Source organism: Proteiniclasticum sp. (assembly GCF_003514505.1).
Classification (GTDB): Bacteria; Bacillota; Clostridia; order Clostridiales; family Clostridiaceae; genus Proteiniclasticum.
Genome location: NZ_DOPX01000033.1, coordinates 52,684 through 76,283, shown reverse-complemented (window position 1 = coordinate 76,283; position 23,600 = coordinate 52,684). Strand labels below are relative to the sequence as shown.

General features: G+C 42.7%; 17 protein-coding genes. 9 read left to right on the top strand and 8 right to left on the bottom strand.

Annotated features, from left to right (window positions below; all coding sequences use genetic code 11):
* The first annotated feature begins 5 nt into the window (after positions 1–5).
* The 3 genes from glgA to DEF30_RS11720 all read left to right on the top strand — a co-directional run bounded on the left by glgA (position 6) and on the right by DEF30_RS11720 (position 5,804).
* Positions 6–1,439, top strand: coding sequence for a glycogen synthase GlgA (glgA, locus tag DEF30_RS11730; RefSeq protein WP_294099608.1), 1,434 nt, complete (start codon positions 6–8; stop codon positions 1,437–1,439).
* Positions 1,440–1,453: 14 nt separating this feature from the next.
* Positions 1,454–3,877 carry a glycogen/starch/alpha-glucan phosphorylase gene (locus DEF30_RS11725; protein WP_294099606.1) on the top strand — a complete coding sequence of 808 codons (2,424 nt, stop codon included), beginning with the start codon at positions 1,454–1,456 and terminating at the stop codon, positions 3,875–3,877.
* A gap of 100 nt (positions 3,878–3,977) precedes the next feature.
* Complete coding sequence (locus tag DEF30_RS11720) at positions 3,978–5,804, top strand: glycoside hydrolase family 13 protein (RefSeq protein ID WP_294099603.1); 1,827 nt, start codon at positions 3,978–3,980, stop codon at positions 5,802–5,804.
* Between the two features lie 60 nt (positions 5,805–5,864).
* Here DEF30_RS11720 and DEF30_RS11715 read toward each other — a convergent pair whose 3' ends face one another.
* The gene (locus DEF30_RS11715) at positions 5,865–7,208 is read right to left on the bottom strand and encodes a D-alanyl-D-alanine carboxypeptidase family protein (RefSeq protein WP_294099602.1); all 1,344 of its coding nucleotides are present in this window, start codon (positions 7,206–7,208) and stop codon (positions 5,865–5,867) included.
* A 131-nt stretch (positions 7,209–7,339) separates the two neighbouring features.
* On the opposite strand from DEF30_RS11715, the gene DEF30_RS11710 reads away from it, so the two are divergent.
* On the top strand, positions 7,340–7,921 hold the full coding sequence (locus DEF30_RS11710; protein WP_294099600.1) for a helix-hairpin-helix domain-containing protein: 582 nt from the start codon (positions 7,340–7,342) through the stop codon (positions 7,919–7,921).
* Between the two features lie 83 nt (positions 7,922–8,004).
* On the opposite strand, the gene gltX is transcribed toward DEF30_RS11710, so the two are convergent.
* Positions 8,005–9,471 carry a glutamate--tRNA ligase gene (gltX, locus tag DEF30_RS11705; protein ID WP_294099598.1) on the bottom strand — a complete coding sequence of 489 codons (1,467 nt, stop codon included), beginning with the start codon at positions 9,469–9,471 and terminating at the stop codon, positions 8,005–8,007.
* An 83-nt stretch (positions 9,472–9,554) separates the two neighbouring features.
* A complete protein-coding gene (locus DEF30_RS11700) occupies positions 9,555–10,424 on the bottom strand; it encodes an MBL fold metallo-hydrolase (RefSeq protein ID WP_294099596.1) in 870 nt (289 codons plus the stop codon).
* 211 nt (positions 10,425–10,635) lie between these two features.
* Between DEF30_RS11700 and DEF30_RS11695 the strand changes: the two genes are divergently transcribed.
* On the top strand, positions 10,636–11,379 hold the full coding sequence (locus tag DEF30_RS11695; RefSeq protein ID WP_294099594.1) for a lysophospholipid acyltransferase family protein: 744 nt from the start codon (positions 10,636–10,638) through the stop codon (positions 11,377–11,379).
* Between the two features lie 43 nt (positions 11,380–11,422).
* Here DEF30_RS11695 and DEF30_RS11690 read toward each other — a convergent pair whose 3' ends face one another.
* Positions 11,423–11,890 carry an Lrp/AsnC ligand binding domain-containing protein gene (locus DEF30_RS11690; RefSeq protein WP_031575961.1) on the bottom strand — a complete coding sequence of 156 codons (468 nt, stop codon included), beginning with the start codon at positions 11,888–11,890 and terminating at the stop codon, positions 11,423–11,425.
* Positions 11,891–12,133: 243 nt separating this feature from the next.
* Here DEF30_RS11690 and DEF30_RS11685 point away from each other — a divergent pair, with 243 nt between their 5' ends.
* Entirely contained in the window at positions 12,134–12,517 is a 384-nt protein-coding gene (locus DEF30_RS11685) for a hypothetical protein (protein WP_294099591.1), read from the top strand.
* Between the two features lie 72 nt (positions 12,518–12,589).
* Here the strand turns inward: DEF30_RS11685 and DEF30_RS11680 are convergent, their stop codons facing one another.
* Complete coding sequence (locus DEF30_RS11680) at positions 12,590–15,673, bottom strand: vitamin B12-dependent ribonucleotide reductase (protein WP_294099587.1); 3,084 nt, start codon at positions 15,671–15,673, stop codon at positions 12,590–12,592.
* A gap of 144 nt (positions 15,674–15,817) precedes the next feature.
* Between DEF30_RS11680 and DEF30_RS11675 the strand changes: the two genes are divergently transcribed.
* Genes DEF30_RS11675 through DEF30_RS11665 form a run of 3 tightly spaced genes read left to right on the top strand, consistent with a single transcriptional unit; the run spans position 15,818 to position 17,678 of the window.
* On the top strand, positions 15,818–16,333 hold the full coding sequence (locus DEF30_RS11675; RefSeq protein ID WP_294099585.1) for a gamma carbonic anhydrase family protein: 516 nt from the start codon (positions 15,818–15,820) through the stop codon (positions 16,331–16,333).
* Positions 16,326–17,183, top strand: a complete 858-nt coding sequence (locus DEF30_RS11670) for a S1-like domain-containing RNA-binding protein (protein WP_294099580.1) — start codon at positions 16,326–16,328, stop codon at positions 17,181–17,183. Before DEF30_RS11675 ends, DEF30_RS11670 begins: the two co-directional genes overlap by 8 nt.
* Before the next feature lie 12 nt (positions 17,184–17,195).
* The gene (locus DEF30_RS11665) at positions 17,196–17,678 is read left to right on the top strand and encodes a GAF domain-containing protein (protein WP_294099578.1); all 483 of its coding nucleotides are present in this window, start codon (positions 17,196–17,198) and stop codon (positions 17,676–17,678) included.
* A 57-nt stretch (positions 17,679–17,735) separates the two neighbouring features.
* Here DEF30_RS11665 and DEF30_RS11660 read toward each other — a convergent pair whose 3' ends face one another.
* From DEF30_RS11660 to DEF30_RS11650, 3 genes are all read right to left on the bottom strand, one after another.
* Complete coding sequence (locus DEF30_RS11660) at positions 17,736–18,770, bottom strand: FUSC family protein (protein ID WP_294099575.1); 1,035 nt, start codon at positions 18,768–18,770, stop codon at positions 17,736–17,738.
* Between the two features lie 153 nt (positions 18,771–18,923).
* Positions 18,924–21,584: a calcium-translocating P-type ATPase, PMCA-type gene (locus DEF30_RS11655; RefSeq protein ID WP_294099572.1), complete on the bottom strand. Its 2,661-nt coding sequence runs from the start codon at positions 21,582–21,584 to the stop codon at positions 18,924–18,926.
* A gap of 82 nt (positions 21,585–21,666) precedes the next feature.
* Positions 21,667–23,580, bottom strand: coding sequence for an NAD(+) synthase (locus DEF30_RS11650; protein WP_294099571.1), 1,914 nt, complete (start codon positions 23,578–23,580; stop codon positions 21,667–21,669).
* Between the last annotated feature and the right edge of the window lie 20 nt (positions 23,581–23,600).

Here is a 23,600-nt window from a genome sequence, read left to right as displayed (position 1 = left end):
AAATTATGAAAATTTTGTTTGCGACTTCAGAATGTTATCCCTTTTTAAAAACAGGAGGATTGGCTGATGTTGCCTATGCACTTCCAAAAGAACTGGTAAAAATGGGGGAAGACTGCAGAGTCATAATGCCCAACTACGGCACCATCAGGAAAGAATTTTCAGATAAGATGGAGCATCTTTTTGAAACCACTGTACGTGTTGGATGGAGAGAACAGTATCTGGGTGTGAAGTATCTGAAGCATGAAGGGATTGACTACTACTTTTTGGACAACATGTACTACTTTCATCGTGAAGCACCCTATGGGTACTTTGATGATGGAGAACGGTTCTCCTTCTTCTCACAAGCGATTCTGGAGATCTTAACTAGGATTGATTTCATTCCTGATGTGCTCCATGCCAATGACTGGCATACAGCTGTCATTCCGGTGCTGCTCCGCACGAAGTATCGTTGGGAGAAAAAGTATGATAAAGTAAAGACCGTCCTGACCATCCATAATCTGAGATTTCAGGGCGTTTACCCACCAGATGTGCTTGGGAATCTTCTAGGGCTTGGCAATGAACTTCTTCAGGATTTCTGTTTCGAGTATTATGGAAATGTCAACTATCTGAAGGGTGGAATCAACTACGCAGATCTTGTGACTACAGTAAGCCCCACCTATGCTGATGAAATCAAGACAGAGTATTTTGGGGAGGGTCTTCATGGTGTAATGCAGAAAGTATCCTATAAACTGAAGGGTATTCTTAATGGTATCGATTATGATATTAACGATCCGTCCAAGGACCCTCATATTCCTCATGGATTCACATCTAATGATCTGGAAGGAAAGATCCAGAATAAACTGGACCTTCAGAAAGAACTGGGGTTGGAGGTTCGGGAAGATGTGCCCCTGTTCGGAATCATATCAAGGCTCACTGACCAAAAGGGATTCGATCTCATTGCGGAGCGCATAGAAGAACTGCTTCAAAACGATCTCCAGATTGTTGTTCTTGGAACAGGTGAGCGGCGTTACGAAGATATGTTCCGCTATTTCAGTTTCAAGTATCCAAATAAAGTTTCTGCAAATATCACATATAATGGTACGCTCGCTCAGAAAATCTATGCAGCTACAGATTTCTTTCTCATGCCATCGCAATTTGAACCCTGCGGCCTTTCACAGCTTATGGCACTGCGCTACGGCAGTGTGCCCATCGTCAGAGAGACAGGCGGTCTTAAAGATACCGTAACGCCTTATAATAAGTTTACAGGTGAGGGAATCGGTTTTACCTTTTCAAACTATGACAGTTATGATATGCTACAAGCTATATACCGTGCTTTAGAAGCATATCAGGACAAGAACAGTTTTAAAGACATCATCACACAAGGTATGGGTATGGATTACAGCTGGACATCCTCTGCGCTACTTTATAGACAGCTGTTTGAGGACATTCTGAAACAGTAAAAGGAGAAAACCGAATGATTATTACAAAAGAACAGTTCAAAAAGGACTTTGAGAAGAAAATGCTTAAACTTTATGCTCAGGAAGTGGAGAATGCGACAATCCAAATGCAGTATTTCACCCTTGGGTATCTGATTAAAGAGTATATCTCCGAAGGATGGGCAAAAACCACCACAAGATATACGAAATACGGAGAGAAGCAGGTATACTATTTTTCCATAGAATTCCTTCTGGGAAGACTTCTGGCAAGCAATCTTCTGAATCTTGGGATCCGCAACACAGTGCAGGAAGCACTGAATGAGATGGGTCTGAACTTAAAATCCATAGAAGATGTGGAAGTGGATCCTGGTCTAGGAAATGGCGGCCTTGGGAGACTTGCGGCTTGTTTTATGGATTCCATGGCATCTTCAGGTATTCCTGGAAACGGAAATGGAATCAGGTACAAGTACGGCTTGTTCCAGCAGAAAATCGTAGATGGCTATCAGGTGGAACTTCCTGAAAACTGGCTGAGAGATGACAATGTATGGGAAATCCGTAAATCAGATAAAGCTGTGAAAGTCCGCTTTTATGGCGATGCCTGGATGAAACCCACTGAGGACGGAAAACTGATACCTGTTCATACAGACTATCAGGAAGTGCTGGCTGTGCCTTATGACACCGCTCTCGTTGGCTATGAGAACAAAACCGTAAATACGTTAAGACTTTGGAATGCTGAAGTTCCGAACTACGCAGATGAACCGAGAGGGGAGCTGAACTTCCATAAAGTGCTTCTTAATAAGCGCGAAATTGAAAGCATCTCAGAGGTGCTGTATCCAGATGATTCCAATCATGAGGGTAGAGTTTTAAGACTGAAGCAAGAGTATTTCTTTGTTTCTGCTGGACTTCAGAGCATCGTAACCCAGCACAAAGAAGCAGGAAGACCTTTGTCTGAACTGCATAACTTTGTTGCTGTGCACATTAATGACACACATCCTGCGGTAGCCATCCCCGAACTTATGAGAATCCTTATGGATGAAGAGGGTATGGAATGGAACGAAGCGTGGCATATTACCCAGAATACCATGAGCTACACCAACCATACCATCATGAGCGAAGCTCTTGAAAAATGGCCAGTGGATCTGTTTAAAGATCTTCTGCCTAGAATTTACCTCATCATCGAAGAAATCGACCGTAGGTTCAGAGAAATCCTCACCGCTAAATTTGGCGAACAGCAGGACCAAGTGGAAAAGATGGCCATCATATCTGGCGGATTTGTGAAGATGGCACATCTGTGTATTCATGGAACCCACAGCATCAATGGTGTAGCGAAGCTCCATACAGAGCTTCTGAAAAGTCAGGAACTGAAAGACTTCTATATGCTGTATCCGTATAAGTTCAATAACAAGACCAACGGCATTACACACAGAAGATGGCTGATGCTTGCAAACCCTGAACTTTCCACCCTTCTTGATGATACCATTGGTACATCCTGGAGAAGAAACCCTCAGGATCTTAAGCTTTTCAAAAAATACAAAAGAGATCCGGAAGCGCAAAGGAAAGTAGAAATCATCAAACAGCACAACAAGGAAAAGCTTGCAGAGTATATCAAGGAGAAAAATGACATCATCGTTGATCCAAACTCCATATTTGATGTGCACGTAAAAAGACTTCATGCTTATAAGAGACAGCTTCTCAATGCACTCCATATTCTGCATCAGTATCATGAGATTCTGGAAAATCCAAATTATGATATGGTGCCAAAAACCTATATTTTCGCTGCAAAGGCGGCTCCAGGTTACTACTATGCCAAGGAAGTCATTAAGTTCATCAATGCTTTAGCACAACAGGTCAACAACGATCCTAGGGTAAAGGGTCTCATCAAAGTGGTTTTCCTTGAAAACTATGGAGTGACCTTGGCTGAAAAAATCATACCTGCGTCTGAAGTATCCGAACAGATTTCCACAACGACAAAGGAAGCGTCAGGTACCAGCAACATGAAGTTCATGATGAACGGCGCAATCACTCTTGCTACCTTAGATGGGGCCAATGTTGAAATCCTCGAGGAAGTAGGAGATCCGAATATCGTGATTTTTGGGATGACTGAAAAAGAAATTCTCAGCTACTACAGAAACGGTGGTTACAGATCCAGAGAAATCTATGAATCAGATATCCGTGTTAAGAGAGTGCTGGACAGTCTTGTGAACGGACATATCAAAGGAATTCCTGTGGAAGGAGTCGATATCTTCAAGAGCCTCATCGACTATAATGATGAGTTCTTTGTACTGAAAGACTTTGATTCTTATGTGGATGCCCAGAAGAAGATTGATGCCTTGTATCAGGACAGATTTACCTGGAACAAGATGTCCATTGAGAATATCTCCTCATCAGGCGTGTTTTCAGCAGATGTTACTGTTATGCAGTATGCTTCAGGAATCTGGGACACAAGAATCATTGAGAGATAAGACCCGATAATATAAATGAAGTCCTGGAGAAATCCAGGACTTCTGTAATATAAGCTGAAACGAGATAAGGAGAAAGAGACAGACAGTCTCAGAATAAAAGATGAAATACCGCGAGATTCAAATCCAATATAATTCATTTCAGATTCAGCACAAAAAACCATTTGGTGCTGTGCTGAAAGATCAGGAGATTCAATTTACCCTCTCTGTGAAGCACGCCATGAATCCAGAAGTGACTTTTGTTGTTTCCAAAGAAGGACAGGGGGAACAGTACTTAAAAATGTCCTCTCCCGAGGAAGGCATTTTCACCGCATCCTTTTCTTCTCCAGCACTTGGACTGTGCTTTTATTTCTTTATTTTGAACTATGATGACCACGGCATGCGCAGAACAGTTTACTTGGGTGCACCCACTCAAGGGATCGGTGGCGAAGCCGTCGTCCGTGAAAACAGATGGGAACTCATACCCTATCAGATCACCGTACACAACTATCAAAAAAGTGCCCCTGGATGGTATAAAAATGCTGTCTTTTATCAGATTTTTGTGGACAGGTTCTTTAATGGGGAAGAACATGGAAAAGTACGCTCTCCCAAGAAGAACTCTTTTCTATATGCCACATGGGACGACAGTCCCATGTACATCAAAGACCATCAGGGGAATATTCTACGCTGGGATTTCTTTGGTGGAAATCTCAAAGGTGTTCTCCAAAAACTGGATTATCTGAAGTCTCTTGGGATTGGCGGAATCTATCTCAATCCCATCTTCAAGGCGCGAAGCAATCATAAATATGATACTGGTGATTATATGAAAATTGATGAGATGTTCGGTAATGAAGAAACGTTTAAGACACTCTTACAGGAAGCTGAAAAAAGGGGAATCCGTATTGTTCTGGATGGGGTCTTCAATCATGTAGGTGCTGACTCCAAATACTTCAATGCTTTTGGCAGCTATGAAACTGTAGGTGCAGCACAAAGTACAGATTCTCCTTACTACTCTTGGTTTAACTTTTTCCAGTATCCTCATGATTATGAAAGCTGGTGGGGCGTCAAAGACCTGCCCAACGTGAACGAGAATGATGACAGTTATAAAAACTTCATTGTTGGCAGGGATGGTGTCATAGAGAAGTGGTCCCGTATGGGAATAGGCGGATGGAGACTGGATGTTGCTGATGAGATGCCTGATGAATTTATTGAAGAGATTCGCCGAGCCATAGATGCTGTAAGTGAAGATCAGGTTCTCATTGGAGAAGTTTGGGAAGATGCGTCCAATAAGATCGCCTATGGCAAAAGAAGACGGTATCTCTTAGGAGATGAACTTCATGGAACCATGAACTATCCTTTTAAGGATGGGGTCATAGCTTATCTTAATGGCCACATGCGGGCAAAAGACCTTTATATGAGGTTTATGTCTCTCAAAGAAAATTATCCCTCTGAAGCTCTTTATTCCGCTTTAAACAACCTGGGTACTCATGATACCCGTAGAATCCTCACAGAGCTGAAAGATACTCGAAAACTTAAGGTTGCTGTGGGCCTGCTGCTGACATTTCCTGGTGTACCATGCATCTATTATGGTGATGAGGCTGGAATGGAAGGGGAGGCGGATCCTTTTAACCGCGGTCCTTACCCTTGGGGGAAGGAGTCTCCAGAGATCTTTGCCATCTACCAGTCTATGATTGAACTCAGAAAAAACCATGAAGCACTTACATCAGGAGAATTCATCCCTTTTTATCAGGAAGAGATGTTTGGTTACCTCAGGAAAACGGAAGAGGAGTGCCACCTGATACTTGTAAATTCGAAACCAGAAAAGGTTCGGACTGTACTTGCTGATGTCATCGGACTTGAAAATATGAGCTGTGATATCTCAGCACAGTTTGGTGAGGTGCATCATCTGGAGCCTTATAGCTTTACGCATCGACATATCATGCTAAAGTGAGCTTAAAAAAACCCACATGCAGCCGGATAAATCATCCTGCTGCAGGTGGGTTTTACACTATCATCTTCTGGTTTCTTCCAGCTGCTTCAAATACTGCAATCTTTTGTTGGACATTTTTCTAGAACGTATTCTTCTTCGACGTTTTCTCAGTACGAGCCCTAAAATGAACAGGACCGAAAAGACGAGTATAATACTGAAGAATAAAATGGAGAGAACTCGAACAAATGGGTGACTGAAGATGGAACTCTTCGATTCTGAACCTTCTCCCTCTGGAGACTCTTCTCCTTCACTGGCAATGAGATGAATGTTATCTTCGCAGACGAGTTCAATTTCTCCGATGACCTCTTGGTCTAAGGTGACCTTCGCCACATGTACGGTCTCACCAGCATTATAATTTTGACTGATTTCTAATCCTTGAAAATCAATGACAGGCATCGGACGTTCTAATGGAGCTGTAACATAATAAAAATCATCCTTCGCATAAAGGGGAACTGTCTCACCATTACTGAGCACAGCATTTTCAAGAAGCTGTCCTTTTGTATACAACTTATGTACTTCTGTTTCCTGGAAAGCCCATTCAAGCAAACTTCTGGTCTCCAACCAGTAGGTATCCTGATTCACAGCCCTCAACATAGACACAGCGAATTTTCGTCCATCTTTTTCCGCCAAGGCTGTCCAAGAAAATCCAGCTTCTGGCGTCCATCCTGTTTTACCAAAAATGATAGGTTCATAATAAAACTTACTGTTCTGATACAACATCTGGTTCTTATTGGTTGCCCATCGGTTGGTGTCCGCAACAAGGTTTGTGAGAGGGAGCATGTGACTTTTTTTCTGTCCCAGTTCAACAAGCTCATCATACTTTAATACTTCGGCCATGATGAGAGAAAGATCTTTTGCGGTGGTATAATTATTGTTCTCCAGATCATCCGAATCGGAAAGTCCTGAGGGATTATGGAAAACTGTGTCAACAGCGCCGATATCATGTGCTCTTTTTGTCATTCTTTCCGCGAACTTTTCCATAGTTCCATCTATTGCTTCTGCCAGAGCTTCTGCTGCATCATTGGCAGAGTGAAGAATTAAGGCATAGAGCAGATCAACCACCATAACTTCTTCCCCTTCCTTGAATCCCATGGAGGATCCTTGAGCATAAGGGGGATTGGGACCGATGGTGATCACTTTGTCCATCTCCAGGTTCTCATAGGCCAGTATCGCTGTCATAACTTTGGTGGTGGACGCAATCATATGCTTTGTTGTTGCATTCTTCTCATAGATAACTTCACCAGACTCCACATCAAGAATCAGAACAGATTCTGCTGTGATTTCTGGTGGACTTGTAATGGCCTTTACTTCCCAAAGAGGGGAGCCAAGTGAAAAAATCAGTGTCAATGTAAGCAAAAAATTCATAAATCTCATATAATGTCTCAATTTGTTAACACCTCGCTGTTGTAATTATAACAAAATATTGAAATCAACTCTATAAAAAATCAAAACTTCTGCATAATATATATGACCAAAATGCAGGAGGTAACCAAAACATGCGAAGATATTTAATTCTACTTTTGATGTCTCTTTTATTATCTATTTCTACTGGTTGTGCACTAGAACAGAAGAATCTCTATGTGGAGGACGATACAAAGGATGCTACGGACCTGATTTCTCCAACCTTACCAGAAAAAGTCGAGGAAATAAGCGAAATCATCGTTGAAATCAAAGGTGCCGTCCAGAATCCAGGGGTGTATCAGATGAATAAAGATTCCAGACTCCACGATCTATTTTGGAAAGCTGGTGGCGGAACTGAATCTGCTGAACTGAGGACGGTCAATCTAGCCATGCACATAGAAGACGGTCAATCCTTTTACTTTCCTGAGATAGGAGAGGAACTCCTTCAAATCCCTCCTAATATTCAAGGTAGTCAAAAGAAAGGACAAATCAATCTCAACACTGCCACAAGGGAAGAGCTCATGACCGTAACCGGCATTGGTCCATCCACTGCTGACAATATTCTTGCTTATAGGGAAGAAACGGGAAGGTTCACCTCCGTGGAGGATCTTCTTCATGTAAATAGGATTGGTGAAAAAACGCTGGATAAAATCCGGGATTATTTTACAGTAAATTGATTTCCTGAGAATTTATCTTCGTTTCACAGCATCAAAAAAGCAGTCAAAATTTTACTTTTAACTGCTTTTTCTACTGTTATTTACTATTGTAGCTCTTTCTTCAGCAGATCAATTCCGATCTTGATTCGCTCCAGTGATTCTATCTTTCCAAGTATATCTGCCGCTTCAAATGCCCCACCTGGAGTGAACTGTTTCCCCGATAAAGCGGTTCTGATAGGCCAGAGCATCTGACCATTCTTAAGACCCAGTTCCTTCACCTTATTGAGCACAATCTCATGAAGATTATCCAGTGTCCACGCCTCATCCGGTATACTTTCAAGAACTGGCAGGATGGTTTCTAGGGAAGACAGCGCCACAGCACTGTCTGTTTTCATCTTCTTGTGTGTATAAAGTTCGGTAGAATACTCAGGGAGTGCATAGAAGAAATCTAGCTGACCTTCAATTTCCGCAAGGACTTCAACACGATTATGAAGAATTTCAGCAATCTTCATTGTATTCAATGGCTTTTCCTTAATATCCTTTAGGATATAAGGGAGTGCTAGCGTATGGAACTCTTCCAGTGACATCTTTTTCAGGTATTCCCCATTCATCCATCTCAATTTTTCTGAATCGAAAATGGCAGGACTTTTATTGATGTTCTTGTAGTTAAATATTTCAACCAGCTCTTCTAAGGAAAAAATTTCTTGTGTGGTACCAGGATTCCATCCGAGTAGGGAAATATAGTTCATCACTGCTTCCTTCAGATAACCTTTGCCAAGCAGGTCTTCAAAAGATGCATCTCCCGTTCTCTTGGAGAGCTTATGCTGAGCGTCCTTCATAATGGGGGGACAATGAACATACACGGGCACATTCCAGCCAAAAGCCTCATAAAGTCGGTTGTATTTAGGGGAAGAGGAGAGATACTCGGATCCTCTCACCACATGGGTGATCTCCATCAGGTGATCATCCACCACGTTGGCAAAGTTGTAAGTAGGCAGACCATCACTCTTTAAAAGCACCATATCTTCCAGCTCTTCATTATCAACACTGATGGTTCCATAAATGACATCTTCAAACTTAGTGACGCCTTCTGTTGGATTGTTCTGTCTGATGACATAGGGGAGTCCTTTTTTCAGGTTCTCTTCTACTTCATTCTCCGACAGCGCACAGCAGTGCTTATCATACTTGAAGGGTTTTTTCTGAGCTTCTGCATTGTCTCGCAGCATGTCCAGACGTTCCTTTGTACAGAAGCAGTAGTAGGCTTCTTTCTTTTCCACCAGTTCAAGTGCATATTTCTTATAAAGATCTCTACGTTCACTTTGCACATAGGGACCAAAGTCTCCGCCTACATCTGGACCTTCATCATGAATCAGTCCTGTATCTTTCAGTGTCTTGAAGATCACATCCACTGCACCTTCAACATACCGCTCCTGATCTGTATCCTCAATTCGGAGGATGAAATCTCCATCCTCATGCTTTGCGATCAGATAAGCATAAAGTGCTGTTCTCAAATTACCCACATGCATGTAACCCGTTGGGCTAGGGGCAAATCTTGTTCTAATTTTGCTCATAATGGCCTCCTTACAGATTAAAGAAGTTTTGGTCTGCCCAAAACTTCATCGTCATTCTAATTATACTATCCATCGGATTTCTGTCAATTGCGTAGAGGAATCACTTCTTTGCCGTTGGACCCAAAGACAATAGTTCCCAGCTCTTCGGTCAGGAGTATTTGTATACCTAGCGTATCATAGCGTTCCAGAATCTCAGGGGAGGGAAGATTATGGTCATTTCCAAGACCAGATGTCACTACACCATATCTGGGCGTCACTTTTTCAAGAAAAGCTTCAGAGCTGCTGGTTTTAGACCCATGATGTGGAACCTTCATCACTTCAGCTTCCAGTGGAACACCCAATCTCAGCACTTCCTGTTCAATGAGTTCCTCAGCATCCGCTGTAAATAGAAACGCATTGTTTCCAACCACAAGTCTCATAATCGGAGAGTAATTATTTGGATTCAGGTAGGTATCCCGGTTTGGAGACAGAAACTCCAAGCGGATGTCCTTGCTGAAATTAAGCACCATTCCCCCCTTAATGTAGAGCGGCTCCAGTCCATGGTTCTTTACTTCGCTCATCATATGCTGGAATGATTTTGTGACAAGATGCTTATCAGGCATATAAAACGAAGCAACATCAAAAGCGCTGAGAACCACTCCCATACCTCCGATATGATCTTCATGGGGATGCGTTGCAATCACATAGTCCAATTTCTCCACATCATAACTTTTCAGGTACTCAATGATCTTTTCTGCGTGTTCTTTCTCTCCCGCATCAATGAGCATGGTCTGACCCAGTATTTCTATAAAAGTGGCATCTCCCTGACCAATGTCAATGAAATGAACTTTCACTGGCAGGGGAGTATTCTGTATTCTCTCGACTTCAGATGTTTTCTCGATGCCGACAATGCCATAGTCCAGAAAAAAATAGATGCCTGATAGACCAGCAACCAGTAATGCAATCAGTATCATAGGAATATAACTTCTTTTTCTCATGGCTCATTTCCTTTCTTTTCATCTTCTTATTCTACCATTTAATTCATCTTTTCTAAACCTATACATGGTTTGTATTGGATATTATGAAAGAAGATCTGCGAACTATGCGCTAAGATACAAAATCATAGGATTAAAGTAAGAAATCCCTTATAATAGAACTAGTTCTAATAAAAGAGGAGAGAAAAACATGCTTTTTGATATTATTGCAAAACTCCGATTTGGATTGTCTCTGATCCGCCTATGGTTTAGACTGATCTGGGTAAAACGGAGGAAACAGAGCCTTTCAAAAGATGAATACTATCATGAGATTGTAAAAAGAGCGGAAATTCATACTGGAGAACTGATAAAATATTCCAAGATGAACCTGACCGTGGATGGATTGGAGAATATCCCGGACGAACCTGTGGTCTTTATGGGGAATCACCAGTCTTATATCGATATTTATGTAACAGTCAATGCTCTGATCCAGAAAATCAAATCCCGCCATCTGACACTCATCGGAAAGAAGGAGATTTTGAACATGCCCATCATAGGCAGATTGGGCACAGAGATGGACGTTCTGTATCTGGACCGCGAGAATGCCCGTGAGGGATTAAAAACCATTCTGGAGGCCATCAGGCGAATCAAGGAAGAGCAGCACGATGTGCTGATCTACCCAGAAGGAACCAGAAGCAAGTCCAGAAAAATGAATGACTTCCACAAAGGGAGCTTTAAGATTGCACAAAAGTCCGGTGCCGCCATTGTGCCTATGGTCGTTAATGATGCTTATAAAGTATTTGAGGAAACCTATCGGGTAAGACCCCATGTTCCAGTCCATCTAAGATTTCTGCCACCGATCTATCTTAGAGAGCTGGACCCAGAAGATGAGAAAAATATCGATGAGATCCTTGCGGCGAGAATCCAGAACGAACTGGACAGCTGGAACAGCTGAACACAAGCAAAAAAGCAACACCATAGCAGTGTTGCTTTTTATATTACAGCTTAATATTCCGATCCAGTGGCTGAGAAAGAGAGATGAAGGTATCTGTTCTCTGCACGCCGCTGATCACATTAATGCTGTTCAGAAGCAGGTCTTGCAGATGAGCGATGTTCTTGCATACAAGCTTTGTGAAAATGGAGTAGTCTCCAGTAGTATAGTGAAGCTCCACAATCTCATTGATCTTGGATAGCTCGTCAATAGCCGCTTGGAAAGATGAACTCTTATCCAAATAGATTCCAACAAAACAGCAGACGTCATAGCCTAATTTCGGCATATCCAAAAGGATCTTTGTGCCTTTGATAATCCCCAAATCTTCCATTTTCTTCATTCTGACATGAATCGTTCCGCCGGAAACATGGCATACTCTAGCGATTTCTAGATATGGTGTTCTGGCGTCTTTGATGAGAATCTCCAGTATCTGCAGATCCAAATCATCTAAGTTAATACCTGCGTGACTTGTCATAATGCACCCCCATAATCGATATAACTTATTATATCAAATAAAATGACATAAAATAATAATATCGTAAAAAAAATATTATTTTTCCATGGAATTTATAATACACAAAAAATAACGATTTGTCTAGATACTCTTTTGAAAAACAAAGTATTGTTATGATTTCTACAAAAACAGATCTGCAAGTGGGCCTCTTGCCAAGTAATTGGAAATAACCTAAAATAAGAGAGAACTGAGGAGGTTTTAATCTTGAACTGGAACAATTTACTTATGGTCTTTGCACTTTCTATCGGTATTTTCGTCGTGTACTCCATGGCCAATCTCTACTTCTTGAGTAAAATCAAAATCAACAAGTGGATTGTACTGGTCCTTGGACTGGTCTTTCTCTTCATTGGTCTGATTGTGCCAGCGTATACCGACAATATGTTTTTGAACTATCTGCCAACCGGAATCTTTGTCTTTTTATTCCTATGGTATGCAGATCTTTCAGGACTCTCAAAGATTGGAGTACCGAAAGAAAAGTCCCAAAACACTCAAGTCATCAAACCTAAAGCGAAGCCTAACAAGCTGAAGTATGTGGATGAGAAAGACATCATCCGGGACAGCGGAAAAGGGAAAAAGAAAAAGAAATAACCACATGGTTTGAACTGATAAACCCCCGATGCCAAAAGGCAACGGGGGTTTTCGCTGTTAGATTGGTTTGTTTTATGAGCAACCAGTTGTGGTGCCGCAGTCAAGGCAGACTTTACAGGTTCCGTTTTTTACCATTCTTGTACTCTGACAGGTAGGGCAGACGGAGTCATAAATTTTCTCTCCATTTTTTTCTGCATCTTTGATAATGTCTTTCACATCACGTTCATCTACCACAAGAGAAAGCTGTTTTGTCGCAACTTCTTCAAACTGTGCGTTGACAAAACGGGATTTCGATCTTGTAAGCACATCATTTTCTTCCGGTTTGATCTGAACTCTGGAGAAATCTCCCAGCTCGATGTCAATGACCTTAGAGATCAAGTCAGAGATGGAACTCACATTCTTAATATATGGATGCTTGGATACAAATCCGTATGGCTCATATTTCTGGCCTCTCAGCATTCTGGAAATATCCTTTGGCGGAATATGATACTGGAGCATCACAGAAATGGTCTTTGATAAAGAGTTCAGAAGTCCAGTGATCAGTGTTCCTTCGCGGTCTGTGGTCATATATATTTCTGATATTTCTCCGCGAGCATTTCTATTCACTGTAATATATACTTTAACATCTTCGATCTGTGCTGGATGTGTATGTCCTGCACGGATTCCTGTCATCTTTTCTCTTCTGTTTCCTGCAGCACTGGATGATTTTGGCATATGGTTCTTCGCTTCCTTCGCATAGGAAAGAAGAGCATCATAGGTGAGATTCTCCAGAGCCAGGTTCTCATCCTTGTAGTCGATCTTGGTGTTCAGTGGCTGAGCGAACTTGGATCCATCACGGTAAAGAGAAATACCCTTTACACCAGTTTCCCAGGAACGGATATGCACTTCCTTGAAATCTTCCACTGTTGCTTCCTTTGGCAGATTCACAGTTTTGGAGATGGCACCGGATACCAGTGGGGTAAGAGCTGCCACCATGTATACATGTCCATAGTGATGAATGAATCTCTTTCCTGTTCCACAAACATTCGCTGTATCAAAGATTGGATAGTGTTCTTCCTTCAAATGAGGCGCACCTTCAATCTTACCATCTACAACCATGCCGTTTTCTTCCTTGCCGACATAGTCCATGATGTCTTTGATCTCATCCCGGCTATAGCCAAGGTTCTTCAGTGCCACTTCGATGATAGGGTTCGCAATGGTCATATATCCGCCGCCAACCAGTTTCTTATAAACAACATGAGAGAAGAATGGTTCAATGGATGTGGCTGCACAGTCCATGGCAAAGGAGATGGTGCCAGTGGGTGCAATAACACTCACCTGGGCATTTCTATATCCATACTTCTCACCCTGCTCCACAGCTTCCATCCAGGATTCTTTCAGTGTGTCACTCAGTTCCACATGTCCAAGATCCTGCAGAACCCCATGGTTTACTCTAAATGGTTCATAATGGAGCTCTTCCAGTTCAGAATCCAGGGCACCTGCAACTCTTGCATGGTTTCTGATGACACGGTTCATATAAGGTTTGTTGATGCCATATTTTTCAAATGTTCCCACAGCCTTTGCCATAAGAGCGGAAATATGATAACTTTCTCCCGTGATCAGGCCCATGATTGCTGCAGACAATGCTCTCGCTTCCTCAGAATCATAAGGAATGCCTAAAGCCATGAGCAGGGAAGCGCTGTTCGCAATACCGAGTCCTGTGGTTCTGAACATATAGGTCTTTCTTGCGATATCCACGGTAGGGAACTGTCCCCAGTGAATCGACGCTTCCAGTAAAAGCTGGTTCAGTCCGATCATATGCTTCAAGCCTTTAACATCCAGATGGTTCTTCTCCACATCGTAGAATCTATAGATATTGAGGGACGCAAGATTACAGCTGGTGTCATCCAAGAATGCATACTCTCCGCATGGATTGGTGGAGTTCAGCATATTGTGCTTTGCATACAGTTCTCCATCTTCACCAGCAGGGCAGGTATGCCATGCATTGAATGTATCCGTGAACTGAGGAGCGGGGTCTGCTGACTTACAAGCAGCATCATTGAACTCTTCCCAGAGCTTCGCCACTTCAATGTCCCGGTTGACTCTGTCATCCACTCTTCCTTTGAGTGTGATGGTTTCATTTGGATTTTCCCCAAGATTTTTCACTTTTCTCATGAAATCATCTGAGATTCTCAAGGAGTTGTTTGAATTCTGGCCAGATACGGTCTCGTAGGCTTCTCCATCGATATCCGCATCATACCCCATCTTGGATAATGCGCGTACCTTATCTTCTTCTTTTGCCTTCCAAAGAATGAACTCTTCAATCTCGGGATGGTCAATATCAAGACAAACCATCTTCGCTGCTCTTCTGGTGGTACCACCTGACTTGATGGCTCCTGCATTTCTGTCGAGTCCCTTCAGGAAACTCATGAGCCCTGATGAAACGCCACCACCAGTAAGCTTCTCTCCAATGGCTCTGATGTTTGAGAAGTTTGTTCCAGTTCCTGATCCGCCTTTAAAAAGCTTGGTTTCTGTGACATACTGCTCAGAGATGGAATGGTCTCCAAGAAGCTTATCTTCAATAGAGAGGATAAAACAGGCTGATGCCTGTGTTCTTGAATACGTGTCTTTGGATTTGACTACTTTCTTCTCGGTTTCATCATAGTAGAAGAGATCATTTTGTCCGCCGGTGATACCATAGCTTAAATGAAGTCCTGTGTTGAACCACTGTGGAGAGTTTGGCGCATACATCTGATTCAGCAGTCCATAGACCATTTCATCATAATAGATGTCCTTTTCCTCGTCCGTTGTGATGATTCCTTCATCCACAAGTGATTCTGTCCAGAAATTCACCATTCTGTGGGCAACCATGCGCATGGAGTTTTCATAGCCAAGCTCATTGTCCACACCGGCTTTTCTAAAATACTTGGAAGCGATGATATCTACTGCATTTTGTGAATAATGAGCAGGAAACTCCAGATCTTTCATATCCACCAGAACTTTACCGGTCTTATGATTTTTCAGAAGCACATCTCTCTTGGTCCATTCAAACAGATCATATACAGTTTTGTCTTTATTATTCTCCAGCTCTTTAGTATAATAACGTTTGAACAAGTCTTTAATATCCTTCATTTCGAACCTCCTGAATTTATTACGATGGCTTAAGTATAATACCATATCTAGTGCAATTCAACCTCTAAAAACACAACATATAGGTTTTTTGCCAGTTTCGCAATAGGAACGCCTTGGGGTTCAAAGAAAAGAAATTTAATAGGATTTTAAAAGGTCAAAAACACTAAATTCAGAAAGGTAGGCTGATGTATGATAAAATCACTGAATACACTCACACCAGAAATTAATGAGCATACCTTTATCGCAGAAAATGCCATGGTCATTGGGGATGTTCAAATTGATGAAGGCTCCTCTGTGTGGTATGGATCTGTACTTCGTGGGGATGTTGCTCCCATAAGAATCGGAAAGAAAACGAACATTCAGGATTTATGTGTTTTCCACTCAGACCATGACCTGCCCCTGGAAGTAGGAGATGCTGTCACTATTGGGCACAGCTGCATCATTCATGGCACAAAGATACTAGGCCACTCCATCATCGGCATGGGGAGCATTTTGCTGAATGGATCCGTCATAGAGAAAAACACCATACTCGGTGCTGGCAGTCTAGTCACCGAAGGAAAAGTAGTGAAAGAAGGAGAACTTTGGATGGGTCGGCCAGCAAAGTTCATCAGGAATCTCACTCCGGAAGAAGTGCTGAAGATTGAGGCTTCCGCTGAACATTATTACCAAAATGGCCTGACGCATAAAGGAGAAAAAAATGATTAAATTTGGAGATTACAATGAACTGAAAGTGGCCAGAGAAGCATCTTTTGGCCTGTATCTTGATAAAGAAACAGGCAACACCTCAGATGATATTCTTCTTCCAACCGGAAACATCGTAGGAGAGAAACCAAAAGTCGGTGAGACCGTGACAGTATTTATCTATCGGGATTCCAAGGACCGTCTCATTGCCACCATGAAGAAACCTAAAGTTACAGTTGACAATACTGCTGTACTAAGTGTATCTTCAGTCACAAACTTTGGAGCCTTTGTAAATTTTGGTCTGGAAAGAGACATTCTGGTCCCCAAAAGAGAAATGAAATTCCCCTTGGAAACGGGAAGAGAATACCTCTTCTTTGTCTATGAGGATAAGACTGGACGTCTGGCTGCTTCCACGGAAGTCGGCAGATATCTGGAAACACCTGAAGAGGAGATCTACAAAGTAGGAGATACCGTTTCAGGCATTGTTTATAATAAACAGACAAATGGCACACTGGAAGTGGCCATAGATGATATGTATCCAGGAATCATTCTGGTGAATGAATACTTCTTCAGTGCAAAGCCAGGAGACAGAATTTCTGGCACAGTGAAAAAAATACTGGAAGATGGAAGAATCAGCTTTACACCAAGAAAGAAAATGATTGAAGCAAAAGAGGAGCTTTCTGATACCATCCTCAGATACCTGGAAGAACACGACGGATTCATGCCATTCAATGATAAATCCACACCGGATGAAATCAAGACAAAATGGAACAGCAGCAAGAATTATTTTAAGATCGCTCTTGGAAACCTTATGAAAAAAGGGCTGATCCGACAGGATGAAAAGGGAACACACCTGGTGAAAGATGAAAAGTAAGGGGAGACCAGCATGTTAGAGACAAAAGATCCAAAAGGAATGACTGCAGAAAAGAAAATGGAAAGCGCTCTTCTTTTTACAAAGGCGCAACTGAAAAATGAAAAAGACACTCTGGCAAACTTATCCAACATCAGTGCCATCATAAACATGTACATGGATGATATCAACTGGGTTGGCTTTTATCTGATGAAAGAGGGCACCCTCATTCTTGGCCCATTCCAGGGAAAACCTGCCTGCAACAGAATTGCTGTGGGAGAAGGGGTATGTGGAACAGCGGTACAGGAAAGAAAAACCCAGCGTGTGGATGATGTGCTCAGTCTTGATAACCATATCGCTTGTGATTCAGCATCCCGTTCAGAGCTGGTGGTTCCCATCTATAAAGAAGGGGCTGTTTTTGGTGTTCTTGACATCGACAGTCCTTCACTGGCCCGGTTCAACGATCTGGAGCAAACATATATGGAGAAGCTTGTGAACCTTCTAGAAAGTTCACTCTGATCATAAGACAATAAAGCACTGAAAGAATGCGAGTTCTTTCAGTGCTTTTTATTTACATTATTTCACCCGAAGATGTTCTTCCACTATGGTATTGTATTCTGAAAAAATCAGATCCAAATTTTCATATATTCTTTTTGCCTGATCCTCTCCCAGCTCATAGACAGGATAGTGAGGCATGAAATTATCCTTGTCAGGACTTGCTTTGAGAAAATCAAGTTGTCCGAACTTATCCGCGAAATCATGGTAAGATTTCAGCTGATCCGGTTTTATCATGACTTTAAATGTATCTTTGATAAAGCAGCTGTCATAGGCCAGATGGGTCATCAGTTTCATTCTTTTTACAATATCCTTGGCGGTTTCCAGATGCTCCTTCTCCAATATTTTCAGGGGCAGGAGAGGGTCTTTTGACAATGCGGCCAAATTACTGGAGACCGTTTCAATATCAGCAAACGCAGAAGAAAATACTGCATTATATTGAGGCTGCAAATCTCCTTCTTCCGTCAGGAAACGGTACGTATAGCTCATGACAAAATCCAGCTTCACTTTCACATATTCCAGCCTCTTCTTTGTGATTTTCCTGTAATAGATCAAGGAAAACACAAGATTGAAAACCATAGCTATAAGGACACCAAGACCCAGCGCAAAAATACGCAGTCTGATGGTCAGAAGGATGCTGGGATTCCCCAGTGCATCGCTTTGAAGATATTGTGTCATATAAATACTTGTGAAAATCGCCACAGGTGAGACCGCTGTGTAGTCAATCTTTAGGGCAATGAAAAGCGTCAGTCCCATCCCAAGCATGACTGTTACTACATTCACACCTAGTATATAGACTAAAACTCCTGTTGTTACTGCACCAAGAAACGATGCCAGAAGCTGGTTGATCCCGCCTTTTACAGCAGAAATATTCGTTGCCTCTAGATTATACATAACACCAAGCAGCACAGAAATCATATCCAGTCTTGTGACGGAAAACATATTGCCTAAGATATAACCCGTACCGATGGCAAGCATGGCTTTTAGGATATAGAGCCAAGAGTCCAGAAGCACCGCTTCTTTTTTGAGTCCTAAGAATCTTTTTGATCTTTCCATATTAACCTCACTATTCTTTCGATCTTATGAAAATTGATTGCTTAAAGATTATACCATGGGGGAAAATTCTTCGGTATATTCATTTTATTGAATCTAAAAAAAAGACACAGAACTGATGGAAGAACCGCCAGTTCTGAGCCCGAAAATGAATAATCAGTCTTCTTTCATTCTCATAAATATTTTGATGATCTCATTTGCAATTAAAGGCAGCAGAGACAATCCAAATACAATGATCCAATCATTCAAAGGCAGTGCATGCACTTTGAACGCATTTGCCAGGAAGGGGATTGTAATGACCCCAAACTGAAGGACTACACCAGCAATGATGGATAGAATGAGATACTTGTTTTTAAAGATGCCAACCTGGAAAATAGATTTTGTTTCGCTTCTCATCGTCAGGCTGTAGAAGAGCTGTGATGTCGCCAGTACGACGAAAGCCATAGTTCTTGCATAGACAATGACATCATCCGGTGCATTCATAGAGTCTCTTAAGGAAACACCTCTTTCAGCTAAACCAATGGTAAAAGCAAGTAAAGTCAGCGCACCAATGAGAAGACCACCGATGATGGCGCGAACTCCAGCTCCTTGAGCGAAGAAACTTTCCTTTGGATCTCTCGGTTTTTTCTTCATCACAGCATCATCTCCTGGATCTACGCCAAGGGAAATTGCTGGTAATGTATCAGTCACCAGATTCACCCAAAGAATCTGAGTTGGCAAGAGCGGAATCGCAAAGGAGAAGAGCACCGAAATGAAAATAGCAACAATTTCGCCAAGGTTACAGGAGAGAAGGAATATGACCGCTTTCTTGATATTGTTATAAATGTTTCTTCCTTCTTCAATGGCTGCCACGATGGTGGTGAAATTATCATCTGTCAGGATCATATCCGCAGCGCCTTTGGATACGTCTGTACCCGTAATTCCCATGGCTACACCGATATCCGCATGCTTCAGGGAAGGAGCGTCGTTGACGCCGTCACCCGTCATGGATACAATGTTCCCCTGAGCCTTATAGGCTTTCACGATTTTCACCTTGTGTTCAGGAGAAACTCTTGCAAAAACACGATACTCGTTTATTTTCTTTGCAAACTCCTCATCACTGAGTTCATCAATCTCAGCACCTGTCATAGCCTGCTCAATACGCTCTGCAATGCCCAGCTCTTTGGCGATGGCCACAGCGGTATTCTTATGGTCTCCTGTGATCATCACAGAGGTGATTCCCGCACCATGGGCGGATGCAATGGAGTCTTTCACTTCAATACGGGGTGGATCAATCATTGCGACAAATCCGATTACTGTAAGGTTGCTTTCCATATCCTCTGGAGAGATTCTCTCTTCTGTATCCTTGTAGGCTACTCCAAGTACTCTAAGCGCTGCATTGGACATTTCTTCTGAAGCTTTCATGATGCTTCCTCTCATGTCCTCCGTCAGCGGCTTTACCTCTCCACCGATGAGAATCTTATCTGAGATTTTTAGAATATTATCTATGGCACCCTTCGTATGGACTCGGTACCCTGATTCTTCCTCATTCAGAGTGGACATGAGTTTTCTGTCTGAATCGAAAGGTTTCTCATCGATTCTGGGATACAGTCTGTTGAGTTCATCCTTCGCCATCCCATGACGGTTTCCAAGAACGATCAGCGCGATTTCTGTGGGATCACCGGTGGATTCCTGTTCGTTGGATGTGGCGTCACTGCAAAGAACAAAAGATTTGATGAGCTCTTCCTGAGTCTCACTTTCCACTTCAATGGACTTCGCATTGATATCCACATCTTTGATTTGATCATAAACATAGTATTTCAAAACGGTCATCTTGTTTTGGGTTAGAGTGCCTGTTTTGTCGGAACAGATGATATTGACAGATCCTAGGGTTTCCACTGCAGGCAGTTTCTTGACAATGGCGTTGATTTTACTCATTCTGGTGACGCCCAAAGCTAAAACAATGGCTACAATGGCAGGAAGTCCTTCAGGAATTGCCGCTACCGCAAGACTGATAGATGTGAGCAACATATCCAGAAGATCCCTGCCTTGGAAGAATCCTATGACAAACATCAGAATGGTGATCCCTAAGGCTAGCTTTCCAAGTGTTTTACCCAGTTCATCCATACGTTTCTGAAGGGGCGTCATTCCATCCACCTCTTCATTCAGGCTCTTAGCAATCTGACCCACCACAGTATCCATACCGGTTGAAACAACCACACCTTCTCCACGGCCATAGGTGACCAGGGTAGACATGAATGCCATGTTCGCCTGATCTCCCAGCGGAATTTTATTTTCATCGAACACTTTGTCAAAAAACTTGTCTGACGGGACCGATTCTCCTGTCAGAGCTGATTCTTCAATCTGAAGGTTCACACTGCTGATGAGACGAAGATCCGCTGGAACATAACGGCCAGCATCCAAAATGACGATGTCTCCTGGGACGATATCGGTTGAATTGATTTCTGTTGTCTCACCATTTCTTCTGACAAGAGAATGGGGGGTGGTGAGTTTATTCAGCGCCTCAATGGCTTTTTCCGCTTTGTTCTCCTGGATGACACCAATGGCTGCATTCAGAAAGACCACCGCAAGGATGATGACCGTATCGGCATACTCTCCTACAACTAATGTGACCACGGAAGCTGCCAGAAGCACATAGATCAGCGCATCCTGAAGCTGTGAAAGAAAGAGCTGAAGAAGGGTTTTCTTTTTCTTCTCCTGAAGCTTGTTTTCGCCATATTTTTCTCTTCTTTTCTGAACTTCCTCATTACTGAGACCTTTTGAAGCTTCAACCTGAAGTTCGGTTAAAGCTTCTTCTTGTGATTTCTGAAACCACATATGCAACACCTCTCTTAAATCTATTATATAAAGCAACAATTACCTCTTTTATTATATTCCCCAAATGTTCAAACAGATGAACTTAGTCTAAATGTTTTGTGAAAGTTCCGTAGTCGGCATCTGATGGCATGCGGAGATCTCCTCGCGGAGAGAGAGAGATGCTGCCGACTTTGGGGCCATCGGGCATGGCTGATCTTTTGAACTGCTGGGTATGAAAACGGCGGATGAAAACTTTCAGCCACTTCCTGATGGTTTCTTTGTCATACTTTTCTTGGAAAGCATGTTCGGCCATAAAGAGAATTTTCTCCACTCCTGCACCGTATTTCATGAAATGATAAAGGAAAAAATCATGGAGTTCGTATGGACCTACAAGATCCTCCGTTTTCTGCAGCAGTTCATCCTGATCTCCTTTGGGAAGAAGCTCGGGACTGACAGGAGTCTCCAGAATATCTTTCAGTATCCTGGACAGTTCTCCATGAAACTCCACTTCATAGAAGTATTTCACCAAATAACGGACCAGGGTCTTTGGAATAGAACCGTTCACACTGTACATAGACATCTGGTCACCATTGTAGGTGCACCAGCCAAGGGCAAGTTCTGACAAGTCCCCAGTACCGATGACAATGCCACCTTCTTTGTTGGCGATGTCCATCAGAATCTGAGTTCTTTCTCTTGCTTGGACATTTTCATAAGTTGCATCATGAACCGAAGGATCGTGGCCGATATCCTCAAAATGCTGAAGAGAGGCTTTCACGATACTGATTTCCCTTAGATCTGTCCCCAGTTCCCTGCAAAGAGAAAGCGCATTCTGATATGTTCTGTCTGTAGTGCCAAATCCCGGCATGGTCACAGTGATGATGTTTTTTAAAGGCAGATTCAGCACCTGATAGGCCTTCACAATGACGAGGAGGGCCAGGGTGGAGTCCAGTCCACCGGATATGCCCAGTACTGTTTTATCAAGTCCCACATGCTTCAGCCTTTTGATAAGACCATGGCTTTGTATCGCAAGAATTTCCTTGGCCCGTTCTATCCGCTCTGATTCAGCTTTGGGCACAAAAGGATGGGGATCAATCTCTCTGTCAAAATTCCTTATGGGAGTTTGTTCCTGAGAAAAACGCACTCGAAGAGCCTCATGAGACGCCTGATGCGCTTCTCTTTGAAAGGTGGTGTTCTTCAAGCGTTCCCCACGGATTCTGCTCACATCAATAAAGGCTTCCAGCAGGTCGCTTTCAAAGGAAAAGCGTTTATTTTCTTTTAAGAGGGTTCCATACTCACTAATGAGAAGGTGCCCGGAAAACACCAGGTCTGTTGTGGACTCATTGGGTCCAGAAGAAGCATATACATAGGCTCCGATGTTCTTGGCACTGGTCAGGTTCACCAGGCTTCGGCGAAACTCTTTTTTCCCGACCAGTTCATTGGATGCAGACAGATTGAACATAATCTCTGCCCCCTGGAGAGAAAGACTGGCAGAAGGTGGAATCGCCGCAAACAGATCTTCACAGATCTCCACACCGAAGGTGAAAGCCTCGCTTTCAAAAATAAGATGTCCAAAAGGCACTGCACCAAACCCTCTCAGGTAAATCTCGTTTCCATGGCTCTTTTCGTATGCAGTAAACCATCTGCTCTCATAAAACTCATTATAATTTGGCAAATGCTGCTTTGGTACAACCCCCAGCACTTTGCCCTTATGAAGCACAGCCCCTGTATTGTAGAGGCGGTTTCTGTGACGAAGGGGAAGTCCCACCACAAGGATCAGATCCAGTTCTTTCGTTTCCTCTGCAATGAGACGAAGCGCTTCTTCTGAAGCATGCAATAAATCTTCCGTAAAAAAGAGATCTGCTGGCGTATATCCCGTTAAGGAGAGTTCTGGAAAAAGAACAGCTCTCACATCTTCTGAAAGCCTGTTTCGCACAACATGCAGAATCTCCTTGGTGTTGTAGGCCACATCTGCTACCCGAAGCTCAGGTGAGACGGCCGCAGCTTTAATATAATTCATACGATTCCCTCACAATCTGT

Coding starts and splice junctions, on each gene's coding strand:
- DEF30_RS11700 (WP_294099596.1), bottom strand. CDS start 10,424: ATGATACTGATTGCATTACTGGTTGCTGGTCTATCAGGCATCTATTTT.
- DEF30_RS11690 (WP_031575961.1), bottom strand. CDS start 11,890: ATGACAAGTCACGCAGGTATTAACTTAGATGATTTGGATCTGCAGATA.
- DEF30_RS11650 (WP_294099571.1), bottom strand. CDS start 23,580: ATGAATTATATTAAAGCTGCGGCCGTCTCACCTGAGCTTCGGGTAGCA.
- DEF30_RS11665 (WP_294099578.1), top strand. CDS start 17,196: ATGTTAGAGACAAAAGATCCAAAAGGAATGACTGCAGAAAAGAAAATG.
- DEF30_RS11660 (WP_294099575.1), bottom strand. CDS start 18,770: ATGGAAAGATCAAAAAGATTCTTAGGACTCAAAAAAGAAGCGGTGCTT.
- DEF30_RS11680 (WP_294099587.1), bottom strand. CDS start 15,673: ATGGTATTATACTTAAGCCATCGTAATAAATTCAGGAGGTTCGAAATG.
- DEF30_RS11670 (WP_294099580.1), top strand. CDS start 16,326: ATGATTAAATTTGGAGATTACAATGAACTGAAAGTGGCCAGAGAAGCA.
- DEF30_RS11695 (WP_294099594.1), top strand. CDS start 10,636: ATGCTTTTTGATATTATTGCAAAACTCCGATTTGGATTGTCTCTGATC.
- DEF30_RS11715 (WP_294099602.1), bottom strand. CDS start 7,208: ATGAATTTTTTGCTTACATTGACACTGATTTTTTCACTTGGCTCCCCT.
- glgA (WP_294099608.1), top strand. CDS start 6: ATGAAAATTTTGTTTGCGACTTCAGAATGTTATCCCTTTTTAAAAACA.
- gltX (WP_294099598.1), bottom strand. CDS start 9,471: ATGAGCAAAATTAGAACAAGATTTGCCCCTAGCCCAACGGGTTACATG.
- DEF30_RS11720 (WP_294099603.1), top strand. CDS start 3,978: ATGAAATACCGCGAGATTCAAATCCAATATAATTCATTTCAGATTCAG.
- DEF30_RS11725 (WP_294099606.1), top strand. CDS start 1,454: ATGATTATTACAAAAGAACAGTTCAAAAAGGACTTTGAGAAGAAAATG.
- DEF30_RS11675 (WP_294099585.1), top strand. CDS start 15,818: ATGATAAAATCACTGAATACACTCACACCAGAAATTAATGAGCATACC.
- DEF30_RS11710 (WP_294099600.1), top strand. CDS start 7,340: ATGCGAAGATATTTAATTCTACTTTTGATGTCTCTTTTATTATCTATT.
- DEF30_RS11655 (WP_294099572.1), bottom strand. CDS start 21,584: ATGTGGTTTCAGAAATCACAAGAAGAAGCTTTAACCGAACTTCAGGTT.